Source organism: Mucilaginibacter paludis DSM 18603 (genome assembly GCF_000166195.2).
Taxonomy (GTDB): Bacteria; Bacteroidota; Bacteroidia; order Sphingobacteriales; family Sphingobacteriaceae; genus Mucilaginibacter; species Mucilaginibacter paludis.
The window spans coordinates 5,539,699-5,565,410 of the sequence record NZ_CM001403.1 but is presented as its reverse complement, the minus strand read 5'-3'; the positions used below and the strand labels follow the sequence as shown (position 1 = coordinate 5,565,410).

Here is a 25,712-nt window from a genome sequence, read left to right as displayed (position 1 = left end):
ATCAATGTAGAATAACAAAGCAAAAGATATGATGTTTTGGGATGAACTATTCCCCCAAAACATCATATCTTTTTCGACCAGCTTTAAACTAACGGCCTATACGGTAAGGTATCCACTTAAAATCAGGATTGAGCTTTAATACAGCTTCCAGTTTACGAATATTGCTCTCCACCAGGTTAACACCCAGATCCTCGTAGTGGTCCATCCTGTACTGTAATAATACCGGCAGAGCGTCGTCACCTTCCCCAATCAACATCTCGATATAGGCCTGGGCGCCATCTTTTGCTTTTTCAAGTGCTTCTATTAATCCGGGGTAACCATAAAACAGGTCGGCATCGGGCGGCAAATTATAAACAGTTGAAGCAAAGTTGACGGTTATACCCTGCGAAGGCTTAAAGTTGTTACACGAGATACGGGTAACTTCTGTACCGTGCTTCATCACCCTGAAATAGGCAAAGTAAGGCTGTTCTTTAACGTTGTCGATCATTGGGTTGGTTGATTCCATTTCCAGTTTAATATTTCGGGCATGTCTTTGCCATTGGCTTTGATGTACTGTTTGTGTTCGGTTAATTTATCCGTCAGGAGCTGTTTCAGGTAAACGCCCTGGGTGCCGGTTTGCGGCAGGCGGTCAATCACATCCATGGCCAGGTGAAACCTGTCCATCTCGTTCAGCACCGTCATATCAAAAGATGTGGTGATGGTACCCTCCTCTTTATAACCACGAACATGCAGGTTGGTGTTGTTAGCCCGGTTATAGGTTAAACGGTGCACCAGCCATGGGTATCCGTGAAAGGCAAATACAACAGGCTTGTTTACCGTAAATAAGGCATCATAATCTTTATCGCTCAGGCCGTGGGTATGCTCGCTGCTTTTTTGCAGCTTAAACAGATCAACCACGTTGATCACCCTGATCCTGATTTGTGGCAGATGCTCCCTGATGATCGATACGGCCGCCAATATTTCTAAAGTAGGCACATCGCCGCTACAGGCCATAATTACATCGGGTTCGGCATCCTGATCGTTGCTGGCAAAATTCCAGATGCCTATGCCCCGTGTACAATGGGCAATAGCCTGCTCCATGTTGAGCCACTGCGGTGCCGGGTGTTTGCCTGCCACAATTACGTTAACGTAATGATAGCTGCGCAGGCAATGATCCATCACCGATAAAAGACAATTAGCATCTGGCGGAAGGTATACCCGCACAATATTGGCCTTTTTGTTCACCACATGATCCAGAAAGCCGGGATCCTGGTGGGTAAAGCCATTATGATCCTGCCTCCATACGGTTGAGGTAAGCAAGATGTTAAGCGATGCTATTTTACGGCGCCATGGCAATTCGAGTGTAGTTTTTAACCATTTGGCATGTTGGTTAAACATCGAATCCACAATATGGATAAAAGCCTCGTAGCAGTTAAATAAGCCGTGCCTGCCGGTAAGCAGGTAACCTTCCAGCCAGCCCTCGCACTGGTGCTCGCTCAGCATTTCCATTACGCTGCCATCCCTGGCCAAAAACTCGTCGTGCTCAATAATCGGGGCATCCCATTGGCGGTTGGTGGCCTCAAACACCAACTCGAGACGGTTGGATACGGTTTCATCCGGACCAAAAATGCGAAAATTCCGGTCGTGCTGATTCTCTTTGATCACATCGCGCAAAAAGCGGCCACTCACATAAGTATCTCCTTCGCCGTTTACGCCAGGCGAGTTAACGGCTATGGCATAGTCCCGAAAATCAGGCAAACGCAAATTGCGTAAAAGCTGACCGCCATTGGCATGTGGGTTGGCCCCCATACGCCTATCACCCTTTGGCGCCAGTTCGGCCAGTTCGGGTTTTAACCGCCCGTTTTCGTCAAACAACTCTTCGGGATGATAACTTTTCATCCAGTCTTCCAGCATTTGCAGGTGCTCCGGCGGTGCAGAAGCGGATACGGCCAGGGGGATTTGATGCGCCCTGAAGTTGCCTTCAATTTTAAAGCCGTCCACTTCTTTGGGGCCGGTCCACCCTTTGGGCGAGCGGAGCACAATCATGGGCCAGCGCGGGCGCTCCATATCGGCCTGCGTTGTGGCGTTAAGTTTAATGGCTTTGATCTGCTCTATCGCCTCGTCTAAAACGGTGGCCATGGCCTGGTGCATGGCTTCGGGCTCTTCACCTTCTACAAAATAGGGGGTCCAGCCGTAGCCCTTAAAAAGCTGTTCTAATTCCTCGTGGCTAATGCGGGCTAAAACCGTTGGGTTTGATATTTTATAACCGTTTAAATGCAGTATAGGTAATACCACGCCATCGGTAAGAGGGTTTAAAAACTTATTGCTATGCCATGCGGTAGCCAAAGGGCCGGTTTCGGCTTCGCCATCGCCAACTACACAGGCCACAACCAGGCTGGGGTTATCCAGCACCGCACCGAAAGAATGACTTAAGGAATAGCCCAACTCTCCGCCTTCGTGGATAGAGCCGGGGGTTGGGGGCGATGCATGGCTGGAGATACCGCCCGGATATGAAAACTGGGTGAACAATTTGCGCAAACCATCCTCATCCTGCGTAATGTTGGGATATACCTCAGTATACGTACCTTCAAGGTAAGTGCCTGCAACAACCGCAGGCCCACCATGGCCCGGGCCGGATACGTAGATCATATCCAGATCGTATTTATTGATTACGCGGTTAAGGTGCGTGTAAATAAAATTTTGGCCCGGCGTGGTACCCCAATGGCCCAGCAGCATATTTTTTACATGTTCGAGCTTGAGCGGTTCTTTTAACAAGGGGTTATGCCGCAGGTAAAGCTGCCCTACCGATAAATAGTTGGCCGCACGCCAGTAGGCATGCAGCTTTGAGGTTTCCTCAGATGATAGTTTCATGATGGAATTTAATTATTGTGGTAAGTGAGTTGTTGTGTATGCTGAGCAATCATGGCTTCTTCGTTAGTGGTTAATACTTTAACACTAACGCGCGCCGTTCGGTCGGAGATGATCTCGTGGCTTTGTATATTGGCCTGCTGATGGATAACGATGCCTAAAAAACCCAGGCCATCACAAATTCGGTGCCGTATCATGGCCGAGTGCTCACCAATGCCGCCGGTAAATACCAGTATATCCAAACCGCCCATAGCCGCCGCTAAGGCGCCAATAAATTTTTTAGCCTGGTAACAAAATAAAGTAATGGCAGCTTTGGCATCGGCATCGCCGGCTTCCCTGTTCAACAGCTCCTGTACATCGCCAATACCGGCAATGGCTTTTAAACCGGCATCTTTACTTAACAGCTTATCCAGTTGGGTTGGTGTGAGCTTGCCTTGTTTAAGCAGAAAGAGCAATACACCGGGATCCAGATCGCCGGAGCGGCTGCTCATCACCAAACCGCCCATTGGCGTCAGGCCCATGGTAGTTTCAACGCTTACGCCGTTTTTAATGGCCGCCATGCTGGCACCATTCCCCAAATGGGCTATGATGATCTTTTTATTTTTGATGTCTTCATCCTCCTGGCTTAACTTCTGTAGGATATATTCATAGGATAGCCCATGAAAACCGTAGTGCATAAGCCCTTGCGACTGGTATGTGGCGGGCAGGGCGTAGTATTTAGCTTCATCGGGCATATTACGGTGAATGGCCGTATCGAAACAGGCTACCTGCGGTAAGCCGGGAAATGCCGATTGAAAGGTTTGAATGGTTTTTATTTCTTCGGGAAGATGATTGGGGGCCAGGTAAATAAAACCCGCCAGGCTTTTCAATAACTTGCCCGTTATAAGCTCCGGCTCACGGTGTTTAGGGCCGCCCTGTACCAGGCGATGGCCGATGGCCGCAATGCCCTGATGATAGGAGCTGTTTTTTAACCAGCGTATAACAGCCTTAACGGCCTGATCAAGGTTTTTATATTTACCATTTTGTTGTTCAATAACCTGGGCATCGTTTTTTATAACAAGCATGCTCTTGCTGCTGCCGATAGCGTTTACACTGCCCGACCATTCCAGCTGTAACGAACCTGCGTGGTATAAACTAAACTTGAGGCTTGATGAGCCACAGTTAATACATAAAATATAGGTGGCTGATTTCGCTGTCATATACTTTATACATTAAAACACGGTGAGCAGTTGGGGTGCGAAGGCAGACATGTAGCGTCCATGGTAGTAAGGTGATAATTGATACGGTAAGCTTCACAATATCAAGATACTATTACAAGATTTATCCGGCCGTTTTGTTTCAAATAATTGAGATATAGTTGAAACTTTTTTACTGGCCGGGCAATGCAGGCCTGCAAGTCTAATTCACGGCTTACTGTTTGCTGCCGCAACACTGGAGCAAAATAAGCGATTGACAATCAGCTCAGCCGATATGTTGCATACTTATCGCGCGTAAAAGGTTCCTCCTCGCGTCGGGGATGACATGATGGAGAAAATTCAGCATTGACTATCACCAACTTAACAGCACATCATTATAAGCCTGTCGAAGCACGGCGCGGTGGCCTTCTACGAGTGGCATTCCGTTGTCGGTACCCTGTCGCACACTGGCATGCCGCCTTGTTCCTTCTCGTTACTTTTTAAAAAGATACAGCCCAGCTAAAAAACCGGTAAACAGCGCTGCAGCAATATACTTACGGTGCGCTTTGGGCGCTCCCGGCAAACCGAACCCGCCATGTGCAGCCATGCTATAGGGTACAGTGTTGAAAACGTTACCATCGCTAAGCGCAATAGGTTCTGCGTTTTTAAGATAACGCCGTATAACAAAAGCGGTTATCTTAGTGGTCAATTCCGGAAATACAGCGTGAGATAGCTTTAAGAGCACCGAGGCGCTACCTACATATTTGTTAGATTGGGGATGCTGGGCGATGTTCACCATCTCCTGGCCAACCCGCGCCGGATCGTACACAGGTGGCGCCGGTTTAAGTGCTTTACCGGTGTAATTACCGGCATGTTGTATGCCCGGCGTATCCAAAAAGGATGGGAAGAGGTCGCACACATAAATTTCGGGCCACTCGGTCAGTTCGCCTTTTAACGCTTCCGACCAGCCCCGCAAGCCAAACTTGGCCGCCGTGTAACCAGCACCATAAGGCACCGGCAAAAAACCGCCGATGGAGATATTATTGATGATAATACCCGCGCCGCGTTGTTTAAAAAGCGGCAGAACGGCATGTGCACCGTTCATATATCCCAATAAATTGGTTTTAATCACCTGCTCATGTACGGCCATTGGCGTACGGTCAAAATCACCTGCAACCAAAATGCCCGCGTTATTAATCCATACATCAATGCCTCCCTGCCAATCGTCCGCCGCATTAGCAAGGCCAATCATAGCCCTGGCATCGCTGGTATCAGTTGGTACCACAAGCACCCGGGCGCCCAGGCTTTCACACTCATCTTTTATTTCGTTAAGGGCCACCTCATTACGTGCTGCCAAAACAAGATTGCACCGGTGTGGCGCAAATTGCAAGGCCGCCGCTCTACCCGCTCCACTTGAGGCTCCGGTGATCACGATAGTCTTATCTTGCAGTTTACTTATTTTCATGGTTGCTTATTTCAATTGATGTACTTTTTAGTGCCCAATAGATGAGCACCGGTTGAAAAAACAACCTTGCTAACCTTTTTCCGTCGGTATCGAGCCCGAAAGCGCTACGGTGATGGGTGTATTGAGCAATATTACCTGGAAAAACCGCTGTAAAAAAGCCTGCAGCAATCTGGCCTACCCTGGCCTCATATTTTTTAGGTGCGAATACCAGCGCGCTACCTAAGGCTATCTCCGCAAAACCGGAATACAATACCGTGTCGTCCTTTTTTAGGGGCACCCAATTAGGCACCTGCGCGCGAAATGATTTGCGGGCAAAGCTCAGGTGACTGATGCCCGCAAATATCAGGTTGGCACCCAGCAGGATGCGCGCCGCTTTTTTGATTGTTTTTGTTTCCATAGCTATCTGTTAACAATAACCGTTCCTGTTTGTTCAAAGCTTAACTAAACCCTCGGTCTGCTTGTAAAACATCTGGCTATTTGCACAAGAATACATGAAGACGGAAACTAACAGAACTGCAAAGCATCCGCGAGGGCGAAATACGTCAACGGTGTTATCGCTGGCTTAAGTTGCCAAAATTGGTATGCAGTAAAACTCAGGTAACTTTGTAAGATATTCTAATCAAAATTGTCCAGCCCAGTCATCGTCATTTCTGTTTTGGTTGAACATCGTCGTTACCAACCAAAGTAAAAATGCAGTAAGCAGTAACTGCTTGTGCTGCTCAGGTAACTGGTTGGCAGATCCGGTAAGCACCATGAGGCTATCCCAGGCCAGTAAGCAAAACATCAGTAGCACAATGATGATCCTCAATACAGCTGTTTTTTTCATCAGTCCATCTCCTCCAGGTTCTTTAACCGGAAAATTTCCCGGGCAATTAATTTACAGTTAGCCCCCAATTCATCCAGTGTGCAACAAATGCTTTTAATTTTTACAGGCAACTCTTTTACCGATTCCATCAGGTCGATATGTAATACAGCACGATCTGTAAACTGCCTGCTGCCCTTTAACTGATCAAATAATCCGTAAGCGGCATCCCTATCGTTTCCCAAAAAATACTGTCCGTAATTTACAAAGCCCTGAGTAGTTTTCAAGCTAAGTAAAATGTAAAACTGTGTTTCCATAATTTCGATACATTGAAAAATCCCCTGCCAGCAGGAACTCCCATAGTTCCAATCTATATTCAATGATTGCACCTCAACGCGGCATAGCTATTCTGGCTTACAACACTTTGATACATAGAATCGAGAAATGCGCAGTGATTATTTAAATCAACCTCCCTCCTATTCTTTATGCTTTAAAATACTTTCAAACACAAACCATTAATCAAGTATTAAACCAGATCGCCCCCAACCAGGTGAGGTTATGCAAGCCGGATGCCAAACGCAGATGGATAGTAGAAAACTGAAAAACAGGCAGCTTCAACGATGATTTTCTACTGCCTTGATGTCATTATTCTCCGTTTATTGTTGAACTATACAATTGGATAATGCTCTGCCATAAAGATAAATTTGTCCAAACTAAGCGCCCGTATGTATGTAAAAATCAGGCACCTTTTTTAACCTTTAAACTGCTCATCAGCTGATCGTACAGATCGTCGCTTTTAGTGGCTTTAGGTTTCATTTTTTTTATGGTTGGACGTTTACCCTTGGCTTTGGCTTCAATAATTTTCAAGAGCTCGGCGTGGTATTCATCTTTATATTTGGATAGCTCAAGCGGCTCGGTATACTGGTTAATCAGCGCAAGCCCCATATCCAGTTCCTTTTTACTCACTTCAACCTTGTCGCCCAGATTCAGTTCATCCTGCGGCCTTATCTGCTGTGCAAAGCGGATCCGGGTTACTACGAGAACTTTCTCTACGGGGTAAACAATACATAAACTCTCTGTACTTCTCAAAACAAACCTTGCCAACCCGGCCTTGTCCGATTTTTTTAACGCTTCAAGCAACAAGGCATAAGCTTTGTTATTCTTTGTTTCCGGCTCAATATAATAGGATGTTTCATAATACATAGGGTTTACAGCATCCATATCAACAAAATTCTCAATCTCAATCACCTTGCTTTTTTCGGGTGCTGCTGCTTCAAAATCGGCATCTTCGATAATTACGTAGTCATCCTCATACTTATAGCCTTTCACAATTTTATCGTAAGGCACTTCCTTTTTAGTATTTTCGTTAACCCGCTGAAACTTAATATGCGCGTGGTCACGGCTGTCGAGCATATCCAGATCGAGCGATGAGGTTTGCACGGCCGAATACATTTTAACAGGGATACTCACCAGGCCGAACCCGATGGAGCCTTTCCAGATACTTCTCATAGTTTTGGTGCTTTGACGGTGTTATTAACTCCTTGGGGATGATGAACTTCGATCTGTTCGGCCAGCAGATGCAAAATATCCTCTTCTATCTTACCCGGATTCTGGCATATCTGTAAAAAGTTATGCGCGTCAGGCTCAAAGCTGGCCACATAAACACCATCTTCAAACACCCGGTATTTACATTTAGCATCATCATGATGCGCATATTCGCCCACCTCAAACTGGTGAACCTTTTTGTTTTTGTTTTTGCTGATAGTGATGGGGTAATTTTCCATTTTATTTCCTCTGGCCCTACAGAACTACTTTTCCAGGGCTATGTTTAATGATGCGAATGAAACAACCTGGCCCTGTACCTCCCCTCAACTGATTAATAAAAGCCAAATACTCGGCTTGCATCAATGGCAAAGTTTCAGTTGATTTGATCAATAACGATCTTATCCAGGTAACGGCCATTAACTCAAACTACCGGGGTTAAGCGGCGGATCTTCGGGTGGGTTGGCTCGCCCAGGCAATTCTTCTGGCACACGGTCAGGATCTTCCTGCGGTATTTCCGGTTGCTGCGGATCATATGGATGTTCAATCTCCGGCTTTTCTTTTGGTACCGGCATTTCCGGTTTTTCTTCGGTAAAGGTATTGTGCTTTTTCATGTTTACTGGCTTTTCAAATTCCTCTTGTATCTATAAACCATTAACCGGCATTTTTGTTAGTTTTTTTGACTGATAAGACGAAAATACAGGCCTGATTATTTGTGGCTCTTCTTTGATCAATATAATAAATACGTTACCTATAGACTTTATAGTTTTTATTTGTAAATTTGCTTCCGCATCGTTAAAAAAGGTATATTTAAACCGTCGTCAAAATAAGACGTACCGTATACCCGGCTGATATTTTAAATACCATGTCACTTCAAAAGCTTCTGTTCAAGTTCATACTTCTCCTGGTTATTTTAACCATTGCAATCACATCGTGCCAACAAAAGCCGGTTGCCACTAAGCAAACACCACCCCAGCTTTCTGCAACGCGGAAAAAGCCTATTTGCTGCGAATCAAATTTACCGCAGCGCTTTCAGGCTGCTGTTGCCAGGCAAACTGCAATACAGGCGGCGGGCAACCCATCGCACAGCGGCATGGTATTAATTAAAAGTGGCACTTTTATGATGGGTGGCGATAACAAACAAGCGGCTGATGATGAATACCCCAAGCATAAGGTAACCGTAAATAGTTTTTGGATTGATGCCACCGAGGTAACAAACGCCCAGTTTGCCAAATTTGTAAAAGCCACAGGATACCTTACCACTGCCGAACGTAAACCCGATTGGGAAGAACTGAAAAAACAATTGCCGCCCAATACACCTAAACCCGACGAAAGCCTGCTGGTACCGGCATCATTAATTTTCAAACAACCGGGTAAACCGGTTTCGCTAACCGACTACAGCCAGTGGTGGGTATGGCAAAAGGGAGCCGATTGGAAGCACCCGCATGGCCCGTCGAGCAATATTAAAGGCAAAGATAATTATCCTGTTGTGCATGTATCCTGGTACGATGCCCAGGCCTACTGTAAATGGGCCGGCAAGCGCCTGCCTACCGAAGCCGAATGGGAATGGGCCGCACGCGGTGGTTTAAGCAACAATATTTATCCTTGGGGTAATGAGCCCGTTGACGCGGGCTTGCCCAAGGCCAATACCTGGCAGGGCAATTTCCCGAACACCAATACCGTAAGGGATCATTTTTTTTACCTTGCTCCTGTAGCTTCCTTTAAGCCGAATGGATACGGCTTGTATGATATGGCTGGCAACGTTTGGGAATGGTGCGCCGACTATTACAATAACACCTACTATGCCACTATTAACAAAGCCAACGGCGTAAGTAACCCCAGGGGCCCTGCAAACAGCTACGACCCTGATGAGCCCTACGCCAAAAAACGCGTGATCAGGGGCGGCTCGTTTTTATGTAACGATACTTACTGCTCAGGCTACCGGGTTGCCCGAAGAATGAAAAGTACCGAAGACAGCGGTATGGAGCATTTGGGTTTCAGGTGCGTGAAGGATGCTGTTGACGCACCAGTTATTAAACTTTAAAACTTGCGCATCAGCTTAATTACAAAATAAGCCCACAACCCGAGCTTAAAAAATCCTGCTCTGTTCAGCGGTAACGGGAAGTAAAATACAGATCACAAATAAAAGCCAGATACCAAAGCCCGGAATATTTTGCACCGATTGGCTCTTTACCCTGTAAAAGCGATCGAACAGTTTTTCCAGGTTGTGTGGCCGTATGCTTATCATTGATCCGCAAAAGCGTTAATGCTAACTCCAGTTTTTTCGGGAGCATATTTAATGGCCTGGCTAAACAATTAGATAATACCGAACCAATTTTATCCCGATCGGCTTTTACTTCGATAGGCTGTTCGGCAATGTATTTTATCTGATGCCTGGAACTGTCCAATTCGCTTTCCTCAATCATTTCGATAATCAGCTCAAAAAAAAGCCCGCCGGTAATTCCGGCAGGCCCTCCTGATGACTTATTTTGTAAGATGATTACCTTACATCGTTGCGTACTTTGTTGGCAGTACTTTTGCCAGGCAAATAAATCTGAAAACCAAACGAAAGGTTCAAACTGCTTTGGGTTGTCTGGCTACCAAAACCAACCAGTCCGTTGTATTTAAGTAAAGTTTCCAAGCCAATGTTTGGCGTAACAAAATAAGCAAAGCCTGGGCCTACACTTAAATTCAAGCCGTTAGTGTTTCCACCTCCGTTACTTACGTTAGTTCCACCCAATCCAACTGTAGCTTCGCCAAACAAGCGGCCATGGCGCAATACCTCAACATCGCTGCCGGTATAATAACGGCCTAAAGCGCCTATACCGTAAGTTGTGGTGGTGTTTGAGCCTTTTGCAGTTTCAAGACCCAGATTAACGTAACCACCCAATGCCACATTATCCTGAACAAACCAAGCGGCCTTCGGGGTAATATCTACACTGAATATTTTAGGATCGTTTAAACCGAGGTTGATGTTACCAAAGTTTCCGCCTACCAGTACGTTACCTTTTTGAATTTGTGCGCTGGCTGAGAATGTTGCTGCAATAGCTGCAATACATGTAATAAGTGCAATTTTCTTCATAGTTCTATGTGTTAATGATGTGTTCGGGGGTAATCAATCCCTATGCCAAACACTGCCAAGCAGCCGGTAAAAGCAATTTACATTCGTCTCAAGAAAAAAAGCACAGGCCGTAAAATTCTATCCCTCAGTAAATTAACTCACAAAATAAAACACTCGCTTTTTTGGAAAAATATTTAATTTATTTTTAACATAGCGGATAAATACACATCGTATTGTAGTTAATAAGCTAACCCGCGCATCAATCAGCCAATATTTTATTGATTTAATTTAATTAAATGGGGAAAATCCCCTCGCCCGCACATCGTATTAAGGTAGTGAATAAGGCTAAATGTTTCGGGCCCATACGCGCTATCAAGTACAAGCCCCCAAATCAATAATTAAATGCCGCCTTACCCAACTGGATATACTACCCAATAACGCGTTTAGAACCAGGCGAAAGCTGGCATGCGGATCAAAACAAACCAGCCATCAACCACCAATTTGAGTTTCCCTAATAATACCGTAGTAAACTTACCATGATGAGGAAAAGCATAAAGCGGCATCGGCCATCACTATTTATTTCTGGCAGTAAGTGCCCAGCGTTGAAAAGGGGTAAGCAAACAACCGCACTTCACTTTTTTATATATTAGCAAAAAATTTCAGTAATGGTAACACCTTTTGCGGCACAGGAGCAGCTTAAAGCTCTTGTGGAAGCTTCACCCATTCCAACGGCTATTTACACCGGTACGGACATTATTATCAGTATGGCCAACCAGCCCATGCTGGATCTGTGGGATAAAGATAACTCGGTTATTGGCATGCCCATTGCCGAGGCACTTCCAGAACTGGAGCAGCAGCCGTTTTTTGATTTACTGAAGCATGTTTATCAAAGCGGCGAAACTTACCAAACCAAGGAATCAAAGGCGGACTTGTTGCATAATGGTAAAATGATTCCATTTTATTTCGATTTTACCTATAAAGCCATACCCGGATCTGACGGACAAACAGCCTATATTTTTCATACAGCGGTTGATATTACCAAACAGGTTGAGGCCCGGCACAAACTTGCCGAAACCGAAGAATGGCTCACGCTATCCCTGTCATCGGCAGATATTGGAACCTGGGATCTGGATGTCGTTAACGATACCGTGCGGTGGGATGAGCGTTGCCGCGAGCTGTTCGGCATTTTGGGCGCGGAAGTAACTACTTACGAAGAGGCGCTAAGCTGTATACACCCGGCCGACAAGCATATGGTTAGGCAGGCTATAAACAAAGCACTTAACCCGGCCTCCGGAAGCGCGTATGATATTAGATACCGCACCGTGGCTAAACTGGATGGGGCGCTGCGTTGGGTACATTGCAAAGGTAAGGCTTACTTTAATAATGGAACGGCCTATCGCTTTGCAGGCATTGCCCGCGACATTACTGCAGAAGTGCGCACAAGCCAGCGTGAAAGGCAATTGCTAACTCTTGTTGAAGATAATGCCAGCCACATGACGATTGCGGACATGGAGGGTAACCTGATCTATATGAACAATGCCGCCAAACGCCTGATTGGCGTTACCGACACCGAGGACATCACCCGTTTGGCAGCCAAGGATTTTTACTCCGCCGAGGAACTTGACCGGGTTCAAAATCAGATCATCAGGCAAATTACTGAAAAAGATGGTTGGCGGGGCAATATTACACTTACCAACAAGATCACCAGGGAAGAAATTCCATGCGAGGTAAGCTATATGCTGATACATGACCCGGAAAGCGGCGAGGTAATTGGCCGGGGGGCAATAGCCCGCGACCTGAGACCCGAAATTAAGGCCAAAACGGAGTTAAAACGACTGGCCACAATTGTTGACATTAGTGAGGATTTTTGCAACTATTGCGATCTGGAAGGCAAAACGCTATACATGAATGCTGCGGGTTTAACACTTATTGGTTTTGGAGAGCAGGAAGTTGCCGGAAGCAATATGTTTGCTTATCACTCCCAAAATTCAAGCCGACTGATTCGCAAAGAGATTATGCCTCAGTTGTTATCAGAAGGGAGGTGGTCGGGCTCGCTTGAGCTGGTTCATCAACAAACAGGCGAGGTTATCCCAATCTATAAACAGCTGTTTATTATTCGCGACGAATTTACTAATATCCCGGTGGCCTTTGCAGGTATTGCCCGGGATTTACGTCCGGAACTGGAGTTTAGGCGAAAGCTGGATGATAAAAACACCATACTACAAAACGCGGTTAAAGAGCTGGAGTTTTTAGCCGACTCGGTACCATCTGTTGTTTGGACCAGTAAGCCCGATGGGCACCTGGACTACATTAACAAACGTTGGTATGAACACGGAGCCACATCGATTGAAAATTCATTGGGCGAAGGCTGGCACCATGCCCTCCATCCGGACGATGAACAAGCTGCCCGCAATGCCTGGAACCATTCATTGCAAACCGGCACACCTTACCAGATCGAGTTTAGGATAAGAGATAAAAAAGATCAGTACCGGTGGTGGCTGGTGAGGGCCCTGCCCCTTAAAAATGACGACGGAAAAATTGTTAAATGGTACGGTACCAATACGGATATTACCGAACAAAAAGAACTGCAACAGCAAAAGGATAACTTTTTAGGTATTGCCAGCCACGAGTTAAAAACACCCATTACCAGTATTAAAGCCTATGCGCAGGTAATGCAAACCCTTTTCACTCGCTCGGGCGATAGTAAAAATGCCGAATTGGTGGGCAAAATGGACCGCCAACTAAACAGATTGAACAGCCTTGTGGCCGATTTACTGGACGTAACCAAGATAAACACCGGCCGCCTGCAGTTTAACTATGAAACCTTTGATTTTAACGAAATGGTAGAAGAGGTGATTGAGGATGTGCAGCGCACCACCAGCAGACACCTGATTAAAAAGGCATTGGCTTTTAAAAAGGAGCTAACCGGCGACCGTGACCGCATTTCGCAAGTGGTTACCAACCTGCTCACTAATGCTATTAAGTATTCGCCACAAGCCAACGAGATTATTATTTATACCGAAGAACACGAAACCGAAGCCAAACTTTGCGTACAGGACTTTGGCATCGGCATCAGCCTGGATAAAAAAGACAGGGTTTTTGAGCAATTTTACCGCGTGAGCGGCACCCGCGAATATACTTTCCCTGGGTTGGGACTGGGCCTGTATATTTCTTCGGAAATTATTAAGCGCCTGGGCGGTCGGATCTGGGTTACATCGGTAGAAAATAAGGGTTCAACGTTTTGCTTTTCGCTCCCAATCAAACAATCAACCGTTTAACTATCGAAAATAAAATTTGTGGTCCGATAATTGAGCAGTAATTAGTTGTTATGCCGAATACTTTAAAGAAAATATTAATTGCCGATGATGATGAGGCCATTGTTGATTCCACTGCATTGCTACTGGAAGTAATGGGCTACCAGGTAAGCCAAACGCTTGATGGTTCAAAAATATCAAAAGCGATGCAAAATAAACCTGACCTGGTATTGTTAGATATCTGGATGTCGGGTGTGGATGGGCGCGATATTTGCAGGCAGATGAAAGCTAATCCTGATACCCAAAACATACCGGTGCTGATGATCTCTGCCAGCAGGGATGTGAAGCAATCGGCTTTTGATTCTGGCGCAAATGACTTTCTGGAGAAACCCTTCGAAATGGATGCACTGATTAATAAGATTGCCACCTTAATTGGTTAATTGTATTTTGACACCTATAAAATTGCAATAAAAAGGCGGGTTGTTTTTTGATGCGCTCTAAACCGCCGGTTAACTAAATTTATGGCGCTTAAATAACAGCCCATCAAAGCATATACAAAAGACACGGACTGCTATCCAGCCACCATGCCGGGTTTGTTATCAGTTTGTGCTTTCATCCATTAATTTCAAAATAAGTTCAATTTCGCGCTGAGCCCTTTTTAGCAGGGCATCAGCTTCAGGCTCAATCAAAATCTCCATCTGTTCAAATTCATTTGCTATTTTTGAGAGCAAAGACATACCCGAAGATGCCGCTGTGCCGTAGAGCTTGTGCCCAGCCTCTTTAATCCCCGTTAAGTCCTTACCGTCAATACAATTTTCTAAAGTCTTTATGGATGAAAGCAGTTCGGTTTTAACCATGTTCAGCGCTTCTTTTAAAACATCTTCATCGTCTCCGAGGTAACTTTTCAGCTTATTGATATTAAAATGCGGAGATAAGGCCTTATCTCCTCCCATTGCAGCCATATTGTTTTGATCATGGTTTAGATCAAGCCACTTATTAAATATGGCTATCAGGCTTTCTTCCACAATGGGCTTTACTACAAAGTCGTCCATCCCGGCGGACAGGCATTTTTCTTTTTCGCCCTTAACATTACCTGCCGTCAAGGCAATAATTGGCGTATGGCCCCGGGTTTCCAGCGCCCTTATCGCTCTTGTCGCTTCGTAACCGTTCATTTCGGGCATTTGCACATCCATTAAAATTAAATCGGGCAGGGTTTGCTCGCAATACTTTAATGCCTGCACGCCATTTAAAGCCTCTGCTATAACAGCATTTGGTGCAAACTTTTTGATGATGGTTCGGGCCAGCAACATATTTACAGTATTATCCTCGGCAACCAACACTGTAAAACGGGTACTTTCGGCTTCAGCTAAATTAAGGCTCTTGTCCTTCAATTCGGTATCCTTTTTGTTCAGGCGTGATAGCGCGTTGTAAATATCCTGCATTTTAGTAGGCTTTACAATTCGCTGGCTCACCTGCAACTCATCGCAAAGCTTAATCATCAACCCGTCGTCTGATGAGCTGTGCAGTAAAATAATAGGTTGCTCTTCTGCAGTGGGATAAAAACTCTCCCTTATCTTTTTAACGGTTTCCATTCCGTCCATAAAGGGCATATGGTAATCCATCAAAATCACATCGTACCGCTCCCCGTTGGCTAACAATTGCAGAGCCCCAAAACCGTTGGCAGCCTCGGTGGTTTGTATATTTTTCAACAACAACATTTGCGATAGTATGGTGCGGTTATTGTCATTATCATCCACTACCAAAACATTTTTTATCAGGTCGATATTTTCCCAATCAATGGCTTCGCCCTGCTCAGATTTAAAGGTAACGTCAAAATAAAACAAACTTCCTTTTCCGGGTACACTTTCCAATTGTAGCTTACTACCCATTAAACCTAATAATTTGTTCGAAATGGTGAGCCCAAGGCCTGTACCCCCATATTTTTTAGTGGTTGAGCCATCTTCCTGAGAAAATGCCTCAAATATTTTGGCTTGCTTCTCCGGCTTAATGCCTATACCTGTATCCCTTACTCCAAACCTCATTGAAGTATTGTCGCCAGTGGTTGATAACACCTCTATCTTTAACTCTATTTCGCCCTGATCTGTAAATTTAGAGGCATTACCCAAAAGATTCACCAAAATTTGCTTAAGCCTAACCGTGTCAGCGTAAATAAACCGCGGTAAATCGGGCGATATGTTGAGCAACATTTCAAGGCCCTTGGTTTGTACCTGGTAGGTAATAATATCAGTAGCCTGGCAACTCATTTCGTACAGGTCGCACCTTTCGGCATCAAGTTCAAGTTTGCCGGCTTCTATTTTAGAAAAATCGAGTATATCATTAATAATGCTCAGCAAGGCATTGGCCGATTGGTTAACTATTGATAAGTACTGCTGCTGGGTTTCGTTCAACTTGGTTTTTAATACCAGATCGGTAAAGCCGATTACTCCATTGAGTGGCGTCCGAATCTCGTGGCTCATATTGGCTAAAAATTCTGACTTGGCAATATTGGCCTGCTCGGCATGAAGTTTGGCATTTTTTAACTCTTCGCGCTGCTTAATCATTGAGGTAATATTTTGCGTAAACATCATCATACCGCCAATTTTTCCGTCGTACTGATACCAGGGCCTCATTTCCCAGGTAATATATTGTACCTCGTTAATATTAGGCAGAATTAAGGTATCTTCTTCCTTTCGCTCAATGTTGCCAGCTAAAACCCATTGATGCATACTCCGCCTGTTGACGCTCACACTGCCAAATAAATCATAGTGCGACCGGCCGATAACATCGGTACCCGTCAATTGATAATCTTCGAGCCAGCGATTACTTACTGCAATATACCTCATCTCGTTATCCAGCATGGCCACGGCCGCAGGGGCATTCTTCACAAAGGCCGATAACCTGGCTCGCTCGGCAATCAGCTTCTGCTCAATAATTCTTCTTTCGGTAATATCGGTAGCTATACCCAAATAACCGTTAATTTGATTGTCGATATCACGGATGGGGGTTACTACTAAAGATACAATTCTTGAGGTACCATCTTTTTTAATATAAGTCCATTCATGGTGCTCAGATCCTGTAATTTGCGCAACCTTCACAAAAACGCCAAATCCTTCTACACTTACGCCATAGTGGGCAGTTAGTTCTTCCCCCCGCTTGTTAACCTCGGCAGGCGAATGTATAATGGCAGGCGTTTGCTTCCCTACCATCTCGTCGGCGGCGTAACCCGTTAACTTTTCGGCACCTTTGTTAAATACCGTAATTAAGCCATTAACATCCGTAGCAATAATGCTCACTTCGGAGGCTGCGTACAATAAATCCTTAAATAACTTCCTGGAAGTATTTACCGCTATAGCTGTTTTTTTTGTCTCATCAATATCCTGAAAAGTTCCGTAAATCCTTTTACACATCCCGTTTTCAAATTCGGCATTGCCAATGGCCCTAACCCAAATTTCGCGCCCCTGCGTATTAACAATCTGGAGTTCAAGATCCCAGGGGGTACCATTTGATATGGCCAGGTTGATAACCTCAGTAATCCTCTCTCTGGATTTACCTTCTTTATAAAACCGAATAGCGTTATCAAGCCGAGGTTGATAATCGGCACTAACGCCATGAATTTCTTTAGTGATAGCCGTCCAACTGATGTTTTGTTTTTCGATATCTAACTCCCAGCCTCCCACGCGCGCAACGCTATTGGTTTGTTCAAGAGCCTCCTTGGTCCTTCTTAAGTCATCTTCCAGGCGGTGCCTTTCGGTAATATCAATGGCGTTGCCTATAACATAACTGTTACCGTCTGAAGCATTTTGTAATTTGTTATTATACATCCATATATTACCACCGCCATTTTTGCTCCTGGTAATCATCTGCCCCTTGGAGCTTCCCTTAGCAGCAATTTCGGCCAGGTAATCGTTGATTAACAAATGGCGTGATGCCGGTATGATATCAAATAAACTGCGTTGCAATATTTCGTCTTTAGTGTAGCCTAATATAGTAGCCCCTGCACTGTTTACCGATAAAAACCGGCCCTGCAGATCATGGGTACACATAAAGCCTTGCGAGTTTTCAAAAAAAGCGGTGGCTCTTTCCTCGCTCAAAATGAGCGCCATCTCGCGCGCTCGTTCGTTCGTAATATCGCGGGCTATGGCAAACAAGCTACCTGTCGTCGGATCGGGGCTGGCTACCCATTGTAAAATTTTATATTGCTTGTTTTGAGTTCTAAACCTATGGGTAAAGTTAGTGGTTTGCTTTCCCATTGCCAGCCTTTGCACCTCTTGCCTGGTTTTTTTCAGGTCATCCGGGTGGACGAAATCATAAAGCGATGATTCGAGCAAAACCTCAGTATCCCAGCCCAACACGTTTTTAAAAGCAGGATTAACTTTCTTGAAAAAGCCATCGGTACCCGCCACGCATATCATATCGTTCGATAGTTTAAACAAACTCTCGAAATTTCGCAGTTCTGCCTTTTGCCGCCGTTCTACAATAAGCGACATTACCTCAATTGCCAGTAAGTGCAAACCGCGTTTTTGTTTGGAAATTAATAGTTTAGGTTCCGGACTAATAACGCATAAAGTACCCAGCACATAACCATCGGGATCAACCAAAGGCTGGCCGGCATAAAAACGAATATTCGGGTCGCCTGTAACCAGGGCATTTTCTTTAAACCGCTCATCCAACCTGGCATCCTCAACTTCAAAAATATGATCGTTCATGATGGCGTATTGGCAAAAAGCAAGCTCGCGCGGGGTTTGATCAACACTCAATCCAACTTTCGACTTAAACCACTGCCGGTTTTCGTCTATCAATGAAATTAAAGCTATAGGCGTATCGCAAATTAATGAAGCCAGTTCAGTGATTCTGTCAAACTCCTCTTCGCTTAAAGAATCGAGTATTGCGTAATTCTTTAATGCGTTAAGTCTACTTATTTCATTTTGCGGAACCGGGTTTTTTTTCACTGGGGTGGATATAATTGTAAATACGAATATATTAACTATACTTGTTTAATGATAAGCTTTTTTTATGTTAAATATCAACCCCGTCTAAATTTCTCCCTTTAGATGAGGCATCTAACAAGTATAATACTATATGTTGGCTATTTAATTAATAACGGTTTCTTATCAATTTTTATAAATTTTAAAAGCTGATTGTTTTTTGAATAGGCTATTAAAAATTATGATTAAGTACGAGATTAGTTTGATGGGTGGCATGTTTGATAGAAGCACCTTTTAGCATTTAGCCCATGCCATCCTCTCAAAAGGGAACCCGCCCATTCCTTACTTTAAATTCATTTATTTTTGTTCTATTGGTGTTGGTGCCCTGTTTCCAAATCCCGCCAAACTCCCTACATTTACCGCAAAATGCAGCATGAAAGATATCCCTCTTCATCAGTTAAGCGACAGAACCAGTTCCGGGCTTCAGCTGAAGCATTTTCGGATCGGCGACCTGCCCGAAGATAAAGCCGATGAGCTGGGTGCCCACCGGGATGACCATTACATTTTTTTCCTGCTCGAAAAAGGCTCAGCATCGATGATGATCGATTTTGAGCAAGTTAATCTGCATCAGGGTGTGCTTTACTATGTGCTACCCGCACAGGTGCATCACCGTATACGTAATGAGGTAGCTGCTGGCTGGTTTATTGCAGTTGATACCTCGTTGATCCCGCCCGCCTGCCGCAACATATTTGAAAGCGGACTACTGTTGCAGCAACCACACCTATTGGACGATGCGCAATTAAGGCAATTCCAAAACCTGCTATTGCTGCTGCATGAAAAATGTGACGAAGATGCTGCCGATCCCTTTCATATCCCGGTAATTCATGCCCTGCTACAGTCCTTTATACTGATGGCCGCGGGCTGCTTTAACGATAATATTGCTGCTGGCGGTAACGTGTCGCGCCCGGCAGAGTTATCTCGTAATTTTAAAAAGTTATTGGTAGCGCAACTGCGCAGCAATAAAAGTCCGTCGGCATACGCCGCCAGCCTCAACGTATCGGAATCGTATCTCAACGAGTCGCTCAAAAAAATAACCGGGTTGCCTGTGAGCTACTGGATACAACAGGAAATTATGATGGAGGCCAAGCGCCTGCTGTATTACAGCCAACTTAACGTAAAACAGATTGCCCACCAGTTGGGGTACGCCGATCACTCCTACTTTTCGCGCTTTTTTCGTAAAACCGTCGGTGTAACCGCTTTGCAATTCAGAGAACAATACCGCAAATAGTGCTATCATTACCCTGAATATGCTATTTAAAAATCACATAAACGCATGTTTCTTTGTATTAATAATAGAAGCTACATGGAAACATCCATCATACAACAAATAAAAAAACGTGCAGGCAACTTTATCGAACCCCAGTTTTTAAAAACCGGCAGGGTACTTGATGTGCGGGCCTGGCAGCCCGACCATATCATTGAGATTGACTTGCATTTACCAGCAGTCGATATGACTTTATGGAACGAGGTACCCTATATTAAGTTCCGCGTGGATAACCTTACCTTTCGTGATTATACACCGGCGGGGTGGGATGCGGAAACCTGTACCTGTACCCTGTTTATCAATACCGCACATAACGGACCGGGTACAACGTGGGCCAGATCGTTAACAAAAAACGATTCGGTTTATTACCTTAAAATTGATACCACACGCCAAAAGCCCGATCATACCTCGCTTGTGGTTGGCCTGGGCGACGAAACCAGCATAGGCCATTTGCTGGCCCTGCAACAATTAACACTACCCGTAACCCGCTTTACCGGCGCCGTACTCATGTCAGATGCTCAACATCCGGTTTTGTTTTCAGAATACTTTCGCTCGCCACTACACGGCCTGTTAAGGCAGGAGGCCGATGCCTGCCAAACGCTTTTTAATTGGGTACTTGCACAGGGCTACTGTATACAACATACTGTTTTTTGCCTCACAGGTAAACATCATATGGTAGCCAATCTTCGTAAATTGCTAAAACAACAGGGCTATAGCTCATCACAAATCCAGGTAAAAGGCTTCTGGTAATAACGGAAGGGTTCTTACCGGCAAGTATCGCCAATTAAAAAAGAACACCTAATTGCAGGCCACCCCCTATAGATGTAGCCTGGTTATTACCAAAACGAACAGGGAAGGGTATGGAACCAAACAGGCTGCAATCCTTACCCTTTACAAGCACTTTGTTAACCGATGGCGTAAAGCCAAACCGGCCGGTGCTCTCAAAAGCTAAACGGGCCACTACGTTGGCGTTATGCGGAAGCCGTAAAAAGGCTCCCGGACAAAATGAAAGTGAGCTTACCTTAGAAATATTATTTTCTGTACGCACGGTTGGCGCTATTTCAAGGCTAACGCCAACATGGTCGCTTTTTAAGATTTGGATACCCAACGGAAACGATACCGTGTAAGTGTTGCCAAAATTGCCGGTAAAATTACCGCTGCTCAAGGTTTCGATAGGATGATAGATGCTAAAGTAGCCTATAATGCGCGGATATACGGATGCTGCCTGCTGGCTGTAAACGGCGTTGAATAAAAAAATAAAGGTTAAAGATAACAGGCAACTACGGGTGAATTTGATAAAGGTTAAGGAGATAGTCATGTGATAAGGATGATATATATTATTTTTACCAAAGCTTAACCTTAACCCAACTGAATTGCCCGGCAACCGCTAAACTTCGAGGCCAAATATAGAGTACCCCGGCGGGGGAAAATATGAGTACGGTCACATCAAACCATGCTAAAAAACAGGCTTGCGCTATGGGAAAATATTGGGCTTTGAGCCGAAAACCATTGTTAAGTCAAGAGTACTTAGTCCGGAGTCTTGAGTCAAAAACTCGAAATCCCTGGTTAAGTAGGAATGACTTTGACTAAACGATAACCGACATTTTATAGTTGAAACGACAATAGTGAGGTGCTATGCTTGATGTTACACAACCGGCTTGCGATATGGAGGCATCCCTAAATCGGGATGAATTAGTAGCAACCTGGATAGGGATTTTTAATCAAATCAAGTACTGAATTGATTTTGAGCTTTTAACTTATATCATCTCCCGCTTGCGGGAGATGATATAAGTATTCTTTTTTTTTAATTGATAATCAATCAGAATTAACAAAATTCAATCAATCAATCAATCAATCAATCCAATGTGGCCATATCAATTACAAAGCGGTAATGCACATCCCCGGCAAGGGTACGCTCATAGGCTTCGTTGATCTGGTTGATGTTAATCACTTCCACATCTGATGTGATGTTATGCTCGGCGCAATAATCAAGCATTTCCTGGGTTTCTTTTATCCCCCCTACCAATGAACCTACCAAGCTGCGGCGGCCCAAAATAAAAGGGAAAGCGCCAACTGGTGTAGGCTGTGGCGGGGCACCCAGCAATACCATTACACCATCGGTTTTTAGCAGGGCAAGGTATTCGTTATAATCATGCTGTGCCGATACGGTATCAATAATAAAATTGAAAGTGCTTGCCAACTCGTTCATGGTATCCTTGTCGGTTGTTAATTTAAAGTGGTGCGCGCCAAGTTCGGCGGCATCTTTTTCTTTGCTTTTTGAGCGGCTCAGCATGGTTACTTCGGCACCCATGGAAGCTGCCAGTTTAACGGCCATATGCCCTAAACCGCCTAAGCCAACAACGGCCACTTTATCACCGGCCTTAACACCCCAGTGGCGTAAAGGCGAGTAGGTGGTAATGCCAGCGCACAACAAAGGCGCAACCTTTTCTAATGGTAATTTATCCGAAACGGATAACACAAAATGTTGGGTAACTACGATATGGCTGGCGTACCCGCCCAACGTAATTGATTTTTTATCCTGTGTTAAGGAGTTGTAGGTTTGGGTATGGCCGTTAAGACAATATTGTTCCAAATCGTCTTCGCAGTTAGCGCAATGCATGCACGAATCAACAAAACAGCCCACGCCAACGGTGTCGCCTTCTTTAAATTTGGTTACGTTTTGCCCTACACGGGTTACTTTACCCACAATCTCGTGGCCGGGTACAGCTGGGTAAACAGTGCCGCCCCATTCGTTACGCGCGGTGTGGATATCTGAGTGGCATACACCACAATATAAAATTTTAATTTCTACATCGTCGGCACCTGGTTCGCGGCGGTCGATGGTTAACGGAGCAAGGGGTTCTTCTGCACTCGGTGCAGCATAAGCTTTTACTGATGTCATGGGCTAATTATAAATTTGTTACAAAGTTGAACAGTACCGCTTAGAGTTTTGTTTCTCAAATGCAATTTTAAGGAAGGCAAGGGTATTGCGCTACACTAATTATTTAATTAGTAGGTTACGGGTTATCAGAAATTTTCACGTTATCTTCCACATAATTCCAGGCAAAAAAAAGCCTGCATCATCTTTAGAATGCGGGCTGCCAGGCTTCTGCTTGTTTATACATGGCGAATTTGCCTGCGCTGTTTTGAGTTATTTACAATCAGTTTCCCTGTAGCCCATGGTGGTTAAGGGAAGTATCGCCAGCTACTTACTATTCGTTTTTACTTGCTGATATAAGTATAGGTATAAATATCAGTAACAACATCGGTATTGGCTGTTGATGTTACTAACCGCGTTTCCTTAACCGGATAGCCTTGAGAATTATATTCGAAGGTACCATTAGAATAATGTGTAAGACCATTGGTATGACCAAGATCATAAGCCGTTTGATTAGTAAAATTATTAACGAAAGCTAAACCGAACAATAAAAACAAGCTACCTTTTACGTTGCTAAAATAACTCTTGTTCTGATCGTACACATAAGTAACTTTCATAGAAGGCAAAGTTGTTGTAGTTACATTTAAGTAACCAATCTCCGTTAATAGATTCCCCCTGTCATCGTAAGTATAAAGGCTATAGTCACCTGCTCCGTTTCCAAAAAGCATTTTTACAGGTTGCTTTTTATCGTTCAAAGTAAAAACAGTCGGCGTTGAGTTTGCGGGAAGCGATGGTTGCCCCGTTTCTGTCATAGTCACGGTGTTATCATCCGGATAAGTAAAGGTATCTTTCACGGGAGTTGCGCTGACCTGGCCATAGCTATCCGCCTCTGTTATACGATCCTTACTATCGTATATGTACTTGTGGTCACGTTTTGTAAAACCATCATTATATTCTATTAAATGGTTCTGATCATCATATTTAAAGGTTGATACATCGGTAGTGCTTCCGTTTGTATGGGTTACCTGGCTCAACAATACAATACCCGTAGACTGCGAATCTTCCACCTTTTTACAACCGGCTATCCCCAAACAAATAATTAGGCCAATACCAAGCGAACGCATCTTCATAAGATTTAATATTTAGCTAAACATACTGAAATATATCCATATCAGATACGCTAAAAAAATAATATCGTACAAAGCAATATTTAGCACAATAAAAAAATCCTCCCGGACAAGGAGGATTTAAGAAAAACATACTAGTGTCACGTCAAGTTAAAATTGTCGGGTAAAGGTGTTTGAGTTTAATCCTTGCATCGTCATTTGTAAATTGCCAGTTAATGGTAGCTTCTTTATTGTTTCGGTGGGTTTGCCAGGCCAACACTTCTTTTTGCATCTTTTTGATATTGTCAATCCTTCGGTTTAGACATTGTCCCATCAAAACATTTAACTCTATTTCTGCCATGTTCAACCAACTGCCATGCTTTGGGGTGTAAACAAATTCAAACCTGTCCCTTAGTCGTTTGGCTTCTTTCGGCTCAAAGGCCTCGTACAACGCTGCTGGTTTATGTGTGCCAAGGTTATCCATTACCAAGGTTATTTTAGTGGCTTTCGGGTACCAATCGTCGGCTATTTGTTTGATGAATTTTGCCCAGTCTGTTTTTGTTTTCCGTTCTGTCACCTCCACATATCTTTTCCCGTTCAATGGCTCTGATGCCAAGAATATATTGGCTACCCCGCAACGCGCATATTCAAAATCTTCCCGAGCATCTTGTCCGGGTTTCATTGGGATGGGCAACCGTGTTTCTGTAATCAGCTGTTTTGGGGACTCATCCATACAAACGACCGGAAACTCTTGGCTATAAGGTCGTTTATATACATCCAGCAAATGCTCCATATTAGCAACAAAATCACTGCTTTGGTGCGGTGGTATTACCCAGCCTTTTACTTTCCAGGGTTTTAACTCGTTTTTTTTAACGTCTTTCTTATCGTTTCATAGGAAATATCTTCTACATATTTCAACTCAACCATTTTATCAGCCAATAAACGTAGCGACCATTTTGAAAAGCCTTCGGGTGCTTTGCCACAACTTAATGCTATTAAATGCGCCTCGGCTTCCCCGTCTATTTTTTTTGCTTTTGTCTTGATTATAGGCTTACGGTCCAGGCACGCTTCAAAACCGTCTTCAACAAAACGCTGTTTGACCCGGTCAATCATTCGCATGCTTACTTTTAAAACACGGCTGACTTCTTCGTTGATGATCTTTTCCCCAAGTCCACTTTCATCGCAATTCAATAAAATATAAGCATTGCGATACTGTTGGGCACCGTGAGAACCCTTGCTGATTATTGCACTTAGCCGCCCCCGCTCTTCTTCTGTTAACGTTACTCTATACTTTATCATATCCGTTTTGGATGATAAAGGTATAATAAATATA

Annotated in this window: 22 protein-coding genes; 5 read left to right on the top strand and 17 right to left on the bottom strand. The window is 44.4% G+C overall.

Translation table 11 applies throughout. The annotated features are described in order from the left end of the window. Positions 1–88: 88 nt before the first annotated feature. The 10 genes from MUCPA_RS23495 to MUCPA_RS23450 form a co-directional block, all read right to left on the bottom strand. Positions 89–505, bottom strand: a complete 417-nt coding sequence (locus MUCPA_RS23495; RefSeq protein ID WP_008509777.1) for a hypothetical protein — start codon at positions 503–505, stop codon at positions 89–91. After that, positions 484–2,850, bottom strand: coding sequence for a phosphoketolase family protein (locus tag MUCPA_RS23490; protein WP_008509776.1), 2,367 nt, complete (start codon positions 2,848–2,850; stop codon positions 484–486). The genes MUCPA_RS23495 and MUCPA_RS23490 overlap by 22 nt, the downstream gene beginning before the upstream one ends. A gap of 8 nt (positions 2,851–2,858) precedes the next feature. Beyond that, positions 2,859–4,046 carry an acetate/propionate family kinase gene (locus MUCPA_RS23485; protein WP_008509775.1) on the bottom strand — a complete coding sequence of 396 codons (1,188 nt, stop codon included), beginning with the start codon at positions 4,044–4,046 and terminating at the stop codon, positions 2,859–2,861. A 469-nt stretch (positions 4,047–4,515) separates the two neighbouring features. Next, complete coding sequence (locus tag MUCPA_RS23480; RefSeq protein WP_008509774.1) at positions 4,516–5,487, bottom strand: SDR family oxidoreductase; 972 nt, start codon at positions 5,485–5,487, stop codon at positions 4,516–4,518. After that, entirely contained in the window at positions 5,474–5,884 is a 411-nt protein-coding gene (locus tag MUCPA_RS23475; protein ID WP_008509773.1) for a DoxX family protein, read from the bottom strand. Before MUCPA_RS23475 ends, MUCPA_RS23480 begins: the two co-directional genes overlap by 14 nt. 222 nt (positions 5,885–6,106) lie before the next feature. Then, on the bottom strand, positions 6,107–6,313 hold the full coding sequence (locus MUCPA_RS23470; protein ID WP_008509772.1) for a hypothetical protein: 207 nt from the start codon (positions 6,311–6,313) through the stop codon (positions 6,107–6,109). Beyond that, a complete protein-coding gene (locus MUCPA_RS23465; RefSeq protein ID WP_008509771.1) occupies positions 6,313–6,606 on the bottom strand; it encodes a hypothetical protein in 294 nt (97 codons plus the stop codon). The genes MUCPA_RS23470 and MUCPA_RS23465 overlap by 1 nt, the downstream gene beginning before the upstream one ends. A 421-nt stretch (positions 6,607–7,027) precedes the next feature. Continuing rightward, complete coding sequence (gene ku, locus MUCPA_RS23460; RefSeq protein ID WP_008509770.1) at positions 7,028–7,798, bottom strand: non-homologous end joining protein Ku; 771 nt, start codon at positions 7,796–7,798, stop codon at positions 7,028–7,030. After that, positions 7,795–8,073 carry a hypothetical protein gene (locus MUCPA_RS23455; protein WP_008509769.1) on the bottom strand — a complete coding sequence of 93 codons (279 nt, stop codon included), beginning with the start codon at positions 8,071–8,073 and terminating at the stop codon, positions 7,795–7,797. The genes ku and MUCPA_RS23455 overlap by 4 nt, the downstream gene beginning before the upstream one ends. Before the next feature lie 177 nt (positions 8,074–8,250). Continuing rightward, positions 8,251–8,445 (bottom strand): hypothetical protein, encoded by a 195-nt coding sequence (locus tag MUCPA_RS23450; protein WP_008509768.1) that lies wholly within the window; start codon positions 8,443–8,445, stop codon positions 8,251–8,253. 251 nt (positions 8,446–8,696) lie between these two features. On the opposite strand from MUCPA_RS23450, the gene MUCPA_RS23445 reads away from it, so the two are divergent. Continuing rightward, entirely contained in the window at positions 8,697–9,875 is a 1,179-nt protein-coding gene (locus tag MUCPA_RS23445) for a formylglycine-generating enzyme family protein (protein ID WP_008509767.1), read from the top strand. A gap of 64 nt (positions 9,876–9,939) precedes the next feature. On the opposite strand, the gene MUCPA_RS23440 is transcribed toward MUCPA_RS23445, so the two are convergent. Together MUCPA_RS23440 and MUCPA_RS23435 are read right to left on the bottom strand one after the other, a co-directional pair. After that, entirely contained in the window at positions 9,940–10,257 is a 318-nt protein-coding gene (locus MUCPA_RS23440; protein ID WP_008509766.1) for a hypothetical protein, read from the bottom strand. Between the two features lie 74 nt (positions 10,258–10,331). After that, on the bottom strand, positions 10,332–10,913 hold the full coding sequence (locus MUCPA_RS23435) for a hypothetical protein (RefSeq protein ID WP_008509765.1): 582 nt from the start codon (positions 10,911–10,913) through the stop codon (positions 10,332–10,334). 644 nt (positions 10,914–11,557) lie between these two features. On the opposite strand from MUCPA_RS23435, the gene MUCPA_RS23430 reads away from it, so the two are divergent. Continuing rightward, the gene (locus MUCPA_RS23430) at positions 11,558–14,170 is read left to right on the top strand and encodes a PAS domain S-box protein (RefSeq protein ID WP_008509764.1); all 2,613 of its coding nucleotides are present in this window, start codon (positions 11,558–11,560) and stop codon (positions 14,168–14,170) included. Positions 14,171–14,220: 50 nt separating this feature from the next. Then, a complete protein-coding gene (locus MUCPA_RS23425; RefSeq protein WP_008509763.1) occupies positions 14,221–14,586 on the top strand; it encodes a response regulator in 366 nt (121 codons plus the stop codon). Between the two features lie 159 nt (positions 14,587–14,745). On the opposite strand, the gene MUCPA_RS23420 is transcribed toward MUCPA_RS23425, so the two are convergent. After that, positions 14,746–19,095 carry a PAS domain S-box protein gene (locus MUCPA_RS23420; protein WP_008509761.1) on the bottom strand — a complete coding sequence of 1,450 codons (4,350 nt, stop codon included), beginning with the start codon at positions 19,093–19,095 and terminating at the stop codon, positions 14,746–14,748. Between the two features lie 409 nt (positions 19,096–19,504). Here MUCPA_RS23420 and MUCPA_RS23415 point away from each other — a divergent pair, with 409 nt between their 5' ends. Together MUCPA_RS23415 and MUCPA_RS23410 are read left to right on the top strand one after the other, a co-directional pair. Then, positions 19,505–20,359: a helix-turn-helix domain-containing protein gene (locus tag MUCPA_RS23415; RefSeq protein ID WP_008509759.1), complete on the top strand. Its 855-nt coding sequence runs from the start codon at positions 19,505–19,507 to the stop codon at positions 20,357–20,359. Between the two features lie 75 nt (positions 20,360–20,434). After that, a complete protein-coding gene (locus MUCPA_RS23410; RefSeq protein WP_008509757.1) occupies positions 20,435–21,145 on the top strand; it encodes an SIP domain-containing protein in 711 nt (236 codons plus the stop codon). A 34-nt stretch (positions 21,146–21,179) separates the two neighbouring features. On the opposite strand, the gene MUCPA_RS23405 is transcribed toward MUCPA_RS23410, so the two are convergent. From MUCPA_RS23405 to MUCPA_RS37195, 4 genes are all read right to left on the bottom strand, one after another. After that, entirely contained in the window at positions 21,180–21,713 is a 534-nt protein-coding gene (locus MUCPA_RS23405; RefSeq protein ID WP_008509755.1) for a hypothetical protein, read from the bottom strand. Between the two features lie 537 nt (positions 21,714–22,250). Beyond that, a complete protein-coding gene (locus MUCPA_RS23400) occupies positions 22,251–23,297 on the bottom strand; it encodes an NAD(P)-dependent alcohol dehydrogenase (protein WP_008509754.1) in 1,047 nt (348 codons plus the stop codon). 320 nt (positions 23,298–23,617) lie between these two features. Further along, a complete protein-coding gene (locus tag MUCPA_RS23395; RefSeq protein ID WP_008509752.1) occupies positions 23,618–24,403 on the bottom strand; it encodes a hypothetical protein in 786 nt (261 codons plus the stop codon). Positions 24,404–24,545: 142 nt separating this feature from the next. Further along, positions 24,546–25,678, bottom strand: a protein-coding gene (locus MUCPA_RS37195; protein WP_085983325.1) for an IS630 family transposase whose coding sequence is annotated in 2 segments (ribosomal slippage) — positions 24,546–25,252 and positions 25,252–25,678 — 1,134 coding nt in all. Because the reading frame shifts where the segments join, the coding sequence is not laid out codon by codon here. Positions 25,679–25,712 lie beyond the last annotated feature (34 nt).